We start from the raw sequence: 12,190 nt of genomic DNA on the forward strand, positions 1-12,190 counted from the left end.
GGGGCCGGCCCGTGCCGCGGGCCGGCCGCCGCACCGGCTCCCGGGGTCAGGCGAGGAGATCGACGGGCAGCCGTCCGCGCAGCTCGGCCACCGTGATGCCGTACGTCTCGCGCACGCGGACCCCGTCCGGACCCGGCTCGAAAACCCCGTGGTCGGTGTACACGAGGCTCACGCAGGCCGCGCCGGTCAGCGGGTACGTGCACGCGGGCACCAGCTTGGAGGCGCCGTCGCGGGCGAACAGCCTCATCATCACCAGCACCCGCCGCGCCCCGACGGCGAGGTCCATCGCGCCGCCCACTGCGGGGACGGCATCGGGGTCGCCGGTGTGCCAGTTGGCCAGGTCACCGTGGTGCGAGACCTGGAACGCCCCGAGGACGCACACGTCGAGGTGGCCTCCGCGCATCATCGCGAAGGAGTCGGCGTGGTGGAAGTACGCCGCCCCGGGCAGCTCGGTGACCGGGACCTTCCCGGCATTGGTGAGGTCCGGGTCGACCTCGTCACCGGTCGCGGCGGGGCCCATGCCGAGCATCCCGTTCTCCGTGTGCAGCACGATCCCGGCGTCCGGTGACAGGTGCTCGGCGATCCGGGTCGGCTGGCCGATGCCGAGGTTGACGTAGGAACCGGCGGGGATGTCGCGGGCGACGCGGGCCGCGAGTTCGTCGGTGGTGAGCGGGCCCCGGTCGGTGTGCTCCGGCACGGTGGTGGTCATCAGCGGGCTCCTTGCACGGTGAGCCGGCGGGCCTCGGCCCGTACCAGGCGGTCGACGTAGATGCCCGGGGTGACCACGCTCTCCGGGTCGATCTCCCCGGCGGGCACGATGTCGGTGACCTGGGCCACGACGGTGGTGGCGGCGGTGGCCATGACGGGGCCGAAGTTCCGGGCCGTCCTGCGGTAGACGAGATTGCCTACGGTGTCCGCGCGGTGTGCGGAGACCAGGGCCAGGTCCCCCTTGATCGGGTGCTCCAGGACATGGGCGCGCCCGTCGATCTCCCGGACCTCCTTGCCGTCCGCCAGCGGGGTGCCGACGCCGACGGGGCTGTAGAAGGCGCCGATGCCCGCCCCGGCGGCCCGCATCCGCTCGGCCAGGGTGCCCTGGGGCACCACCTCCAGCTCCACCAGGCCGGCCCGGTACAGCGCGTCGAAGACGTGGGAGTCGCTCTGCCGCGGGAAGGAGCAGACCATCTTGCGCACCCGGCCCGCCCTGAGCAGTGCGGCCAGGCCGACGTCCCCGTTGCCGGCGTTGTTGGACACCACGGTCAGGTCGCCGGCGCCCTGCCGGATCAGGGCGTCGACGAGGTCGAACGGCATGCCCGCCAGGCCGAAGCCGCCCACCAGGACCGTCGAGCCGTCCTCGGTGCCGGCCACGGCCTCGTCGGCCGTCGTGGTGATGACCGTACTCATCCCCGGCCCACCTCCCCGGTCACGTTCTCCAGCACCACGGCGAGGGCCTGACCCACACCGATGCAGACGGCCGCGACGCCCCAGCGGCGACGCCGTTCGCGCAGCACCTTCGCCAGGGTGCCGAGCAGCCGGCCGCCCGAGGCGCCCAGCGGATGCCCGAGGGCGATGGCGCCGCCGCGGGTGTTGACGATCTCCGGGTCGATGCCCCAGGCGTCCACGCAGGCGAGGGACTGTACGGCGAACGCCTCGTTCAGCTCGACCGCGCCGACGTCGCCCCAGCCGATCCCGGCCCGGCGCAGCGCCTGCTCGGCGGCCTCCACGGGTGCGAAGCCGAACATCCGCGGCTCGACCGCGTGCACGCCGCGGCCGGCGACACGGGCGACGGGGGCCAGCCCGATCCGGTCGGCCGCCGCCCCGGTGCCCAGGAGTAGCGCCGAGGCCCCGTCGCTCAGCGGGGAGGCGTTGCCGGCCGTGATCGTCCCGTCCGGACGGAACGACGGTTTCAGGGCCGCCAGCCTGCCGGGGTCGGTGTCGGGCCGGATGCCCTCGTCGCGGGTGAGCCCCTCGGTGGCGATGACCAGGTCGTCGTAGAAGCCGTCGTCCCAGGCCCGTGCCGCGAGCCGGTGCGAGCGCGCCGCGAACTCGTCCTGGCGCTCACGGGAGATCGAGAACCTCTCCCGGAGCAGTTCGTTGCTCTCCCCCAGCGAGACCGTCCACTCCGTCGGCATCGCGGGGTTGACGAGCCGCCAGCCCAGGGTGGTGGACACGGCCGTGACGTCGCGGGCGGGGAAGGCGCGGTCCGGTTTGGGCAGCACCCAGGGCGCGCGGGTCATGGACTCCACTCCCCCGGCGACGACGACGTCCGCGTCGCCGGACTCCAGGGTGCGCGAGGCGATGATCGCCGCGTCCAGGCCGGAGCCGCACAGCCGGTTCACGGTGGTGGCCGGCACGCTCACCGGCAGCCCGGCCAGCAGTACGGCCATCCGGCCGACGTTGCGGTTGTCCTCGCCGGCGCCGTTGGCGTTGCCCCACACCACGTCGCCGATCGCGGCGCCGTCGAGGTCGGGCGCCTTGGCCAGCAGGCCGGTCAGCGCGGTGGCGGCGAGGTCGTCGGGCCGCACTCCGGCGAGGGCGCCGTTGAACCTGCCGAACGGGGTGCGGACGGCCGCGTAGAGGTAGGCGTCGCTCATGCCGTGCCCCCCGCCGTCACCGTTTCCCCGACGGCCGCTGATGCCGGCGGGACCGGCGTGAACATCTCCGGTTCCTCGCCCGGGGTGAGCGCGGTCGGACCGTACAGCCAGTCCGTGAAGGCGTAGTCGTAGGTGTCGCGGGCGCGCAGCAGCGCGTTGCGCCGCTCGCGGGCGGGACCGTCCAGGTGCCACAGTTCGCCCCACTGGCGGGACGTGGTCAGCACGCGACGGCAGTGCTCCGGGCGGACGGCCTCGTAGGCGGCGAGCGCGGTGCTCCAGTCGACGGTGCCGTCCCCGGCGCGGTTGCGGGCGACGTGCTCGCCCAGGACCCAGCCGTCCTCGATGGCCATGATCGCGCCCTGGGCGATGTACTGCAGCGGCGGGTGCGCGGAATCGCCGAGCAGCGCGATCCGGCCGTGGACCCAGTTCATGACCGGGTCGCGGTCGAACATGCGCCACCACTTGTCCCGCCACATGAAGGGCAGGCCGTCCCGGACGAAGCCGCAGGTCTCGGCGAACGCGGCGTCGAGCTCGTCCGGCGTGCCCCAGTCCTCGCGGCCGGCCAGTGCCTTGGGCGACTCGAAGACCGCGACCTGGTTGAGCATCTCGCCGCCGCGCAGACCGTAGTGGACGAAGTGGCAGCGGGGGCCGACGTGCACCACGATCTCACTGAGGTCGACGGACCTCACACGGGGCTGCTCGGCGGGGACGGTGCCGCGGTAGGCGACGTAGGCCGAGGAGACCGGTTCGTCGTCGACGAACAGCTTGCGGGCGGGAGAGTGCAGGCCGTCGGCGGCGATCACCATGCCGGCCTCGTGGGCCGCGCCGGAGGCGACGGTCACGCGGGCGCCCCCGTCGGTGTTCTCGTACGCGGTCACCCGCGCGTCGTTGACCAGCTCGACACCGGCGCGCCCGCAGGCCCGCAGCAGCAGGCCGTGCAGGTCGCTGCGGTGGATGACCAGGTACGGGTAGCCGTAGCGCCTCTCCAGGTCGCGCAGGTCGAGCCGGGTCAGCTCGGCGCCGTCGACGGCGTCGCGCATGACCATCGCGTCCGGGACGACGCCGAGGCTCTTGGCCTCCTCCAGGAGACCGTAGTCGTCGAGGATGCGGGTGCAGTTGGGGGCGAGCTGGATACCGGCGCCGACCTCGCCGAAGGCGGGGGCACTCTCCAGCAGGCGGACGCTCAGTCCCTGGCGGGTCAGGGAGAACGCCGCACCGAGGCCGCCGATGCCGCCGCCGACGACGATCACGTCAGGGTGGGACACGGGATGCACTCCTCTACAGCCACGGGCCGAGCGCGGGCGCGTCGGCGAGCGAGTGGGGGCGGCCGGCCAGCCAGGCGGCGACCTCGGGCAATGGACCGTCGGGCAGTTCGGTGAGCCCGCGCCGGTCGCTGATCTCGGCGGTCAGGGCGGTCAGGAAGCCCTTCGGGAGGTCGGCGAAGGTGACGACGCCGGTGCCGAGGTCGACGGCGTGGACGCACACCTCGCGGGCGCGCATCCACGGGAGTTCGGTGGCGGGGACGGTCCGGCCCTGGGCGGTGACGACCTCGCGCCGCCACTGCTCGTCGGTGAGCCCGTCCAGTCCCGCCGCCAGCTTGTGCGCGGAAGCCGTCAGCCAGGAGCGGAGTTCGTCGGCGGACAGGGCGGGGCCCCTGGCGATGCCGGCGGCGCGTTCCTCGGCGGAGGCGTACATCGGCGTCTCCTCGCCGGTGGCCGCCCAGTGCACCAGGTTGCCCAGCGCGTCGGCGTTGGCGGCGACGTGCGCGGCGAGGTGCTTCCGGGTCCATTCCGGCAGTGCGCAGGGGGCGGCGAAGGCGGCCTCGTCGAGGTCCGCGACGGCGTCGAGCAGCAGCTCGGTGCCCGTACGGGCCCAGGCGCGCGCGTCGGTGAACGTCCGCGTTCCGTCGGTCATGCCCCGACCACCTTGTTGGTGCAGGCGCCCAGGCCGGTGATCTCGGTGACCACGGTCTGGCCGGGGACCAGGAAGACCTTGGGGTCGCGGGCGTTGCCCACGCCGGCCGGGGTGCCGGTGGCGATGATGTCGCCCGGGTTCAGGGTGATGACGGTGGAGATGTACTGGACCAGGAAGACCGGGTCGAACAGCAGCGTGCCGGTGTCGTCCCGCTGCACGACCTCGCCGTCGACGACCGTCCTCACCTCCAGGCCGGGGCGGACGCCGCCGACCTCGTCGGGGGTGACGACGTAGGGGCCGACCGGGGTGGTGGCCTCCCAGATCTTGCCCTGGGTCCACTCGACGGTGCGGAACTGCCAGTCGCGCGCCGAGATGTCGTTCATGACGGTGAAGCCGGCGATGGCGCCGGCGGCCTGCTCCTCGTCGGCACGGCGCACCCGCTCGCCGATGACGACGGCCAGTTCGACCTCCCAGTCGAGCGCGTCGGTCTCGGCCGGCTTGACGATGTCGTCGTTCGCGCCCAGCAGGGTCTCGGCGAACTTCGGGAAGAGGGTCGGGTGGGTCGGCAGCTCCCGGCCCATCTCCTTGATGTGGTTGGTGTAGTTGTGGCCGACGCAGACGACCTTGGAGGGGTTCGGGACGACCGGGGCGAAGTCCGCGGCGCCGACCGGCCAGGTGGTGCCGGACGCGGCGGCGGCCTTCGCCCGCCAGTCGTCCTCGGCGAACAGCTCGCCCAGGTCGGTGTGTCCGAGGTCGACGAGGAGGTCGCCGTCGAGGCGGACCGCCCGGGTGCCGTCGGCGGTGCGGAGGGTGGCGAGCTTCATGGTCAGGTGTCCTTCTGGGTGCGGTCGAGCTTGAGCGCCTCGAAGACGGGCGCGTCGGAGAACCGGAACAGGTCGAGGGACCCGGAGTCGGAGTCGGTCGTGCCGGCCTCGGACCTGACGGAGAACGGCTCCCAGGACGGGACGACGAACAGGTCGCCGCGGGTCACCGTCCAGGACGTGTCTCCGACGGTCACCACGCCGGAGCCGTCGAAGACCTGGTGGACCGACGAACCGGTCTCCCGCACCGGCGCGGTCTCGGCGCCGCGGGCGACGCGGTGGAACTCGGCACGGATCGTCGGCAGGACGTCGGAGCCGTCGTGCGGGTCGGAGTAGCGCACCGCGGCGTGGCCGGGCTCGACGGTGCCGCCGAAGCCCTCCTTCTCCAGGAGGAGTTGGTCGCGCAGGGCCGCGTCGGTGTACTCCCACTTGTAGGACAGCAGCGGGCTGCCCGGCGTGGCGGGGGCGGCGGACAGCGGGCGCAGGCCCGGGTGGCCCCACAGCCGCTCGGAGCGGGAGCGCTCGGGCGTGGTCCGCTCGGCGTCGGTGATCCCGTCGCGGCCGAACTCGAAGAACTGCGCCTCGGTGACGTACTGGAAGGGGATGTCGAGGCCGTCGATCCAGGCCATCGGCTCGGCGGTGGCGTTGTGGTGCGCGTGCCAGTTCCAGCCCGCCTGCGGGAGGAAGTCGCCGCGGTTCATGGGCACCGGGTCGCCGCCGACGACCGTCCACACGCCCGAGCCCTCGACGACGAAGCGGAAGGCGTGCTGGGTGTGGCGGTGCTCGGGAGCGTCCTCGCCGGGCATGAGGTACTGGATGGCGGCCCACAGGGTCGGGGTGGCGAAGGGCCGGCCACCGAGGGACGGGTTGGCCAGCGCGATCGCGCGGCGCTCCCCGCCCCGACCGACCGGCACGATGTCACCGGCCTGTGCGGCCAGCTCGCGCAGCCGCTCCCAGCGCCACAGGTGCGGCACGGCGCGCGAGCGCGGGTGGGCCGGCATCAGGTCACCGATCTCGGTCCACAGCGGGACGAGAAGTTCCTGCTCGAACCCCCGGTACAGCTCCTCGAGCGCCGGGGTGACCTCGGGCTGCCCCTCTGCGGTGACGGCCTGGAGCCGCACCGGGGAGCCCGTGCCGATGTCTTGGGTGAGGGAGGACTCAGTCACGGAGTCAGCGTGCACGGCGTCTGCTGATGGAACATGGGAATTCTGCACACCAGAATGCGAGGAGCCATGGACAAGCCGCTGAAGACACCGCCGCCCTATCCCATCGCCAGCGTGGACCACGCGCTGCGAGCGGCGGCCATCCTGCAGATGGAGGGCGGCGCGACCGTGGCGCAGCTTGCGGAGCGGCTGGGTGTCGCCCGGTCGACCGCCCACCGCGTTCTCGCGATGCTCGTCTACCGGGACTTCGCCGTACGGGGCGAGGACCGCGTCTACCGCGCGGGCCCGGTGCTGGAACTGGCCGCGCACTCCCAGTCGCTCGTGTCGCGGCTGCGCACGGTGTCCCTTCCCCACCTGGGGCGGCTCGTCGATCTCCTCGACGAGACGGCGAACCTGATCGTGCGCACCGGGGAGACGGCGCGCTTCATCGCCAGCGTCGAGTGCCGGCAGGCCCTCCGGGTCGGGTCCCGGGAGGGGATGGTCTTCCCCGCCCACCGCACCACGGCGGGACTGCTCCTGCTCGCCGACCTGACCGACGAGGAGCTGGAGAGGGTCCACGCCCCCGAGCGCTACCGCGACCGCCCGGCCGACCGTCCCGACCTCGCGCGGCTGCGGACGGAACTCAGACGCTTGCGCCGCAACGGTTTCGCCGTCAACAGGGAGCGGTCCGAGAGCGGGCTCGTCGCCGTCGGCGTCCCGGTGCGCGGCCGGGACGGCACCGCGCTGGCCGGTCTCTCCGTCTCGATGCCCAGCGTGCGTTACGAGCCGCGGCGCCTGCCCTCCCTGGTCGCCACGCTGGAGACCGCGGCGCACGCCCTGGAGGAGGAGCTCGACGACCAGCCGTAGGGCCGGCCCCGCCCGACCCGCCCGACCTGCCCTGGGCTTACCCGAAGAACAGCTTCTGTATTTCCTGCACATTTCCTTGACGTGACGTAAAGCCGAGTGCCATTCTCCACGGCACCGCGCCGGACGCGCCGCGCGCCTTGCCTCCCCCCACCGCGTGCGCGGAGCCGAGCGCTTCCACGCTTCGGGTTCCCGCTTCCGGGAGCCCCGAAGTCCCCAGTCAGGGAGAACCACCAATGACGCTCAACAACGGGACGGCGACGTCCCCGGGCCCAACCGCGGGGGCCGCCCGGAAGCCGGGCTACGCGGGAACATTGGCTGCCGCCTGCGGGGCGGTCTTCGTGGCCCAGGTCGCGAACGCGCTGCCGGCCTCGCTGAACGGACTGTTCCAGCAGGACCTGAACACCCACGGCTCGCAACTGACCTGGATCACCTCCGCGTTCATGATCGCGGTGGTGTGCTTCGAGTTCACCTTCGGCGTTCTCGGCGACCTGTTCGGCCGCCGAAGGCTCGTCGTCGGGGGCACCGCTCTGGTCGCCGTCGGCAGCAGCGTCGCCGCACTCGCCCCGAACGTCCAGGTGCTGTGGCTCGGCGCCGCACTGAACGGACTGGGCGCCGGGGCCATGTTCCCCGGCTCCCTCACCGCGCTGACCGCCGTCACCCGGGACGTGCGGCAGCGAGGGCACGCCGTCGCGGTGTGGAGCGGGTTCCTGTCCGCCGGCGCCGCCGTATCCCCCCTGCTCGGCGGCGTGTTCGCCAAGATCGGGTCGTGGCGCGGGTCCTTCTGGGTGCTCGTCGGACTCGCCCTGATCAGCATGGTGCTCACCGCGACGCTGGCCGCGGAGTCGAAGGCGCCCGAGGGCCGCAGGTTCGACGTGGCCGGCCAGGTCACCTTCGCCCTCGGTCTCGTCCTGGTGCTGTACGGCGCCGTCGAAGGCCCCGAGGCCGGATGGACGACGCTGCCCGTCCTGCTCTCCCTCACCCTCGGCGCGATGATCCTCGCGGCATTCGTCGTGGTGGAACTGGGGGCGGAATCCCCCATATTCGACCTGCGGTTGTTCCGCAATCGCGCCTTCACCGTGTCGTCCGTCGCCGCGGTCATCGGCATGCTCGCCTTCCTCGGCGCCTGTTTCGCGACGAGCATGTGGCTGGGCCCGGTGCAGCACCAGGACCCGATCCGGGTGGCCATCCCCTTCCTGCTCCTGCAGGGACCCGCCTTCCTGCTCATCCCCGTCGTCTCACGACTGCTGCACCGAGTCGCGCCGTCCTGGCTGCTGACCTCGGGGTTCGCGCTGATGGCGGCCGGCTGCCTGCTGTGCGCCCGGCTGGACGTCACCGACCCGCGGCTCGGCGCGTTCGTGGCGCCGACCCTGCTGATCGGCGTCGGATTCGCCCTGACCGTCAGCTCCGTCACGGCCGTGGCACTGGGCAGCGTGCCCCCGCGCCTGGCGGGCATGGCGAGCGCCACCACCAACATGCTGCGCGACCTCGGGTTCGCCCTCGGTCCGGTCGTCGTCGGCGCGGTCGCCCTCAGCAGCGCGGGTTCGGCGTTCGCGAGGAACCTCTCCGGCACGGTCCTGCCGGGCGCCGACACCGCGGCAGCGCGGGAGATCGCCGCGGCGGGCGGCCCCCTCGCCGTGAACAGCCTGCCGCAGGGCGCACCGGGGTCCGCCGCCCACAACATTGCCCTGGACGCCATGGGCAGCGGCTTCAGCACCGCGTTCCTCGTGTGCGCCGCGGCGGCCGCCGTCGCCGCGGCACTCACCGCCTTCGGCATGATCGGCCTCCACACCGACGCCGCCTCCGGGGACGGTGCACCCTCTCCCGCGCCGCCCGGCCACGGCGGCCGGGCGGAGGGTGCCTCGAGTGCCGCGCTTCTGTAGACGAGGGGCGTTCGCCGCCGGTGGTGCAGGGAGACGATGGAGGACCAGGGCCGTGCGGGCGTCGGCGCGGCATGGATAACCTGCGCGGGTGATGCGGATTCAGCGGGCGGCCGGCGCGGTCGTCGGTTCAGGGTGCCAGTGCGCTGCGGGCTGCGGGCTGCGGGCTGCGGCGAAGTGGTCTGCTCCTTCTGTGGTGTTCGATGTTCCGCGGCCGGCGGTGACGGATACCGTGTCCGGCCATTCGCGCCCACGGATGCCGTGCACGTCCGTGTGCTGCTCGAAGCCGCCGTGGCTGAGCAGACGGTGGGCGAAAGCCGTCACCGCCGGTGGCGATGACGGCCCTCAACGGATGCCGAACGAGCCCGGCACAGAAGCAACTTCCCCAACGGCAGCCATGGGGGCCGGCGGCAGCCTCGTCCCCGTCGTGCCGGTGGGCACGTTTGAAGATCGCGGCGGGGAGCAGACGGTCGCTCGGAGGTTGATAACAATGGTTCCCCTGCTTCTCGTTCTTCTGCTGGCCCTGATTCTCTTCGGTGCGGGTTTCGCGCTGAAGGCCCTGTGGTGGATCGCGGTGATCGTGCTCATCGTGTGGGTGCTCGGCTTCGTGATCAAGCCGTCCGGCAGTGGCCGCAAGGGCCGCTGGTACCGGTGGTGACGATCGCCTTCCGCTGAAGGACGACAACGACGCACCGACCGGTGCTGCATGAACATGAAGGGGTATGCCCAACACGGGCATACCCCTTCCGTGTTGCCCCGGCCGTACCGGAAGCCGGCTTCACCTCGGGAACCCGGCGCTCCGGCGCCTCGGGCTCAACTCAAGTCTCCGTACGCCTGAACACAGCCGCCGAGCGCGACCGAAGCAGGCCAACGGCCCCCGCAGGGTGGAGGCGCAAGGTTCCCATGCTGTCCTGCGAGGGCCGATGCCGCACCCATTACCCCCGAAGACATCCGGTACGCCCCGTTCGATGCCTTTGTCGCCCACAGCGCCCCCTCGCCGTCGGAATGCCCGGCCGACGCAGACGCCTGCGCGCCCCCTTCAGCCAGGCGCAGCGGGCGCGTCGCGGCAGTACCCGACCAGCGACTACAATCCTGTAGACGGTCTACTGAACTGTAGACGCCAATGGTTGAGGATCGTTCTTGTGACCGACCCGAAAGACGAACGCCGCATGGCCGGCGAGCTCGAAGCAGCGGTGATGGCCGCCCTGTGGGCCGCCGGCGAACCGCTCACCCCGGTGCAGGTCCAGGCCGAACTTTCCGCCGGCCTCGCCCGGACGACGGTGGTGACGATTTTGTCCCGCCTCTACGACAAGGGCGTCGTCGACCGCGAGCGGCATGGGCGCGGCTACGCGTACGTCCCGGTGCAGGACGCCCCGGGGCTGACCGCCCGGCGCATGCACACCGAACTCGACCAGGACGCCGACCGCGAGACGGTCCTCGCCCGCTTCGTCGCCCAGCTCGGCCCGGACGACGGGGAACTGTTGCGCCATCTGCTGGAGGCCGACGAGCGATGATCGCCCTCCTTCTGATTCCACTCCTGCTGCCCTTCACCCTGCCGGTTCTGGCCCGTCGCGCCCTCACACGCCTCGACCCGGTCACCGTCCTGCGCGCGCTGACGTCCTGCGCTCTGGCCTGCGCCGGTGCATGCGTTGCCGCCCTCGGCGCCCTCGTGCTGATCGGACTGCTCAAGCTCTCCCCCTTCGCGTCACTGGGCGACCTCGTCCACCCCCTGCGCACCCCCTCAGACGTGATCGTCCTGCCGGCCGCCACGCTCGCCACGGGCGCGCTCAGCCTCGGCGCCTGGACGCTCGCACGCTCAGCGGTGCGTCAGGTGAGGGCCTTCCGCACCGCTCGCACGGAGGCCGACCGGCGCCCCGCCGCCGGGGACCTGTGCGTGGTCGACTCACCGCACCCGGACGCGTACGCGCTGCCCGGCAGACCCCACAGGATCGTCGTCACCACCGCGATGCTCCGCGGCCTCGGCCCCGCCGAACGGGAAGCCCTCTTCGCCCACGAGCGGGCCCACAATGCAGGCGGCCACCACTACTTCCTGGCAGCCGCTGAACTCGCCGCCCACTGCCACCCCGCGCTCCACGCCACACGCGCCACCATCCGGCTTGCAGCGGAACGCGCCGCCGACGAGAGCGCTGCCGCAGCCGTCGGCGATCGCCGCCTCCTGGCGCAGGCCATCGCCCGCGCCGCCCTCGCGGGGAACGCCCAGTCGTCCACCCGCCCGGGCTTCGCCCCCGCAGCGACCACGGGCCCCGTCCCCCAGCGGGTTGCCGCCCTCCTCGCCCCCGGCGACGACCGCTCGAACACCAGGCGATGGATCGCCCTGCTCGTCACCGTCTGCGCGATCCTGCCCGCCGCGGCCGCAACCACCGGCGTGGTGGCCCTGCACCACGAGGTCGAGGTCGCCCAGGGCGAGCAGACCGCAGCGCGCGTACGGTGACGGCATCCGGCGCCGTGTCCCGACAGATCGACGGCGACGATCAGCGGCTCGGGGCGTCGCACCGCACCGGGTCGTCGTGCCGGCGCTGACGGGGTGTATCCGTTCGAACCGGGCATTCCCGCGCGCGTCCCGGGGGCGGCGGACGGTCACCACCGCCCGCCCGTCCTACTCGCCGACGACGCGACGTGCCCGCGCGGAGGCAGGGGCGGCCGGGGCCGGCAGCAGACCGGCCCGCTCCTTGGTCGACATGCCGCCCCACACCCCGTAGCGCTCCCCCGCCCGCAAGGCCATGGCGGCGCACTGGTCGACAACCTCGCAGCCGACGCAAATCCTGCGGGCCCGCTCCTCCCGCTCCCTTCGCCTGCTGCCCCGCTCGCCCGACGGGGAGAAAAACGCGGAGCTGCTCATGCCGCGGCACGAGGCCCGAGCCTGCCATTCCCAGTCGGCCAGCAGCGGCTTCAACGATGTCCTCACTGTCCTCCTCCTTCCTCTGATCGCATGCCACGGCTCACACTTCACGCCCCGG

13 protein-coding genes are annotated in these 12,190 nt (G+C 72.8%); 5 read left to right on the forward strand and 8 right to left on the reverse strand.

The features are described from left to right. Positions 1-46: 46 nt before the first annotated feature. From ACFZA0_RS36775 to ACFZA0_RS36805, 7 genes are read right to left on the reverse strand one after another with little or no spacing between them, the layout of a single operon-like run. Positions 47-709, reverse strand: coding sequence for a 3-oxoacid CoA-transferase subunit B (locus ACFZA0_RS36775; RefSeq protein ID WP_391025127.1), 663 nt, complete (start codon positions 707-709; stop codon positions 47-49). Then, positions 709-1,401, reverse strand: coding sequence for a 3-oxoacid CoA-transferase subunit A (locus ACFZA0_RS36780; RefSeq protein WP_391025129.1), 693 nt, complete (start codon positions 1,399-1,401; stop codon positions 709-711). The genes ACFZA0_RS36775 and ACFZA0_RS36780 overlap by 1 nt, the downstream gene beginning before the upstream one ends. Then, positions 1,398-2,591: an acetyl-CoA C-acyltransferase gene (locus ACFZA0_RS36785; protein WP_391025131.1), complete on the reverse strand. Its 1,194-nt coding sequence runs from the start codon at positions 2,589-2,591 to the stop codon at positions 1,398-1,400. Before ACFZA0_RS36785 ends, ACFZA0_RS36780 begins: the two co-directional genes overlap by 4 nt. Next, on the reverse strand, positions 2,588-3,841 hold the full coding sequence (locus tag ACFZA0_RS36790) for an FAD-dependent monooxygenase (RefSeq protein ID WP_391025187.1): 1,254 nt from the start codon (positions 3,839-3,841) through the stop codon (positions 2,588-2,590). Before ACFZA0_RS36790 ends, ACFZA0_RS36785 begins: the two co-directional genes overlap by 4 nt. A gap of 28 nt (positions 3,842-3,869) precedes the next feature. Beyond that, on the reverse strand, positions 3,870-4,505 hold the full coding sequence (locus ACFZA0_RS36795; protein ID WP_391025133.1) for a maleylpyruvate isomerase N-terminal domain-containing protein: 636 nt from the start codon (positions 4,503-4,505) through the stop codon (positions 3,870-3,872). Next, a complete protein-coding gene (locus tag ACFZA0_RS36800; protein ID WP_391025135.1) occupies positions 4,502-5,329 on the reverse strand; it encodes a fumarylacetoacetate hydrolase family protein in 828 nt (275 codons plus the stop codon). Before ACFZA0_RS36800 ends, ACFZA0_RS36795 begins: the two co-directional genes overlap by 4 nt. Positions 5,330-5,331: 2 nt before the next feature. Further along, positions 5,332-6,492, reverse strand: coding sequence for a cupin domain-containing protein (locus ACFZA0_RS36805; protein WP_391025137.1), 1,161 nt, complete (start codon positions 6,490-6,492; stop codon positions 5,332-5,334). A gap of 66 nt (positions 6,493-6,558) precedes the next feature. On the opposite strand from ACFZA0_RS36805, the gene ACFZA0_RS36810 reads away from it, so the two are divergent. The 5 genes from ACFZA0_RS36810 to ACFZA0_RS36830 all read left to right on the forward strand — a co-directional run bounded on the left by ACFZA0_RS36810 (position 6,559) and on the right by ACFZA0_RS36830 (position 11,664). Beyond that, positions 6,559-7,335 carry an IclR family transcriptional regulator C-terminal domain-containing protein gene (locus ACFZA0_RS36810; RefSeq protein ID WP_391025138.1) on the forward strand — a complete coding sequence of 259 codons (777 nt, stop codon included), beginning with the start codon at positions 6,559-6,561 and terminating at the stop codon, positions 7,333-7,335. Positions 7,336-7,568: 233 nt separating this feature from the next. Next, complete coding sequence (locus ACFZA0_RS36815; protein ID WP_391025140.1) at positions 7,569-9,215, forward strand: MFS transporter; 1,647 nt, start codon at positions 7,569-7,571, stop codon at positions 9,213-9,215. A gap of 487 nt (positions 9,216-9,702) precedes the next feature. Then, positions 9,703-9,870, forward strand: a complete 168-nt coding sequence (locus ACFZA0_RS36820; RefSeq protein ID WP_391025142.1) for a hydrophobic protein — start codon at positions 9,703-9,705, stop codon at positions 9,868-9,870. Positions 9,871-10,354: 484 nt separating this feature from the next. Beyond that, positions 10,355-10,726 carry a BlaI/MecI/CopY family transcriptional regulator gene (locus ACFZA0_RS36825; RefSeq protein WP_391025144.1) on the forward strand — a complete coding sequence of 124 codons (372 nt, stop codon included), beginning with the start codon at positions 10,355-10,357 and terminating at the stop codon, positions 10,724-10,726. Then, positions 10,723-11,664: a M48 family metalloprotease gene (locus ACFZA0_RS36830; RefSeq protein WP_391025145.1), complete on the forward strand. Its 942-nt coding sequence runs from the start codon at positions 10,723-10,725 to the stop codon at positions 11,662-11,664. Before ACFZA0_RS36825 ends, ACFZA0_RS36830 begins: the two co-directional genes overlap by 4 nt. A gap of 165 nt (positions 11,665-11,829) precedes the next feature. Here the strand turns inward: ACFZA0_RS36830 and ACFZA0_RS36835 are convergent, their stop codons facing one another. Then, entirely contained in the window at positions 11,830-12,138 is a 309-nt protein-coding gene (locus ACFZA0_RS36835; protein WP_391025147.1) for a WhiB family transcriptional regulator, read from the reverse strand. Between the last annotated feature and the right edge of the window lie 52 nt (positions 12,139-12,190).

This window comes from Streptomyces sp. NPDC008150 (genome assembly GCF_042956945.1).
Taxonomy (GTDB): Bacteria; Actinomycetota; Actinomycetes; order Streptomycetales; family Streptomycetaceae; genus Streptomyces.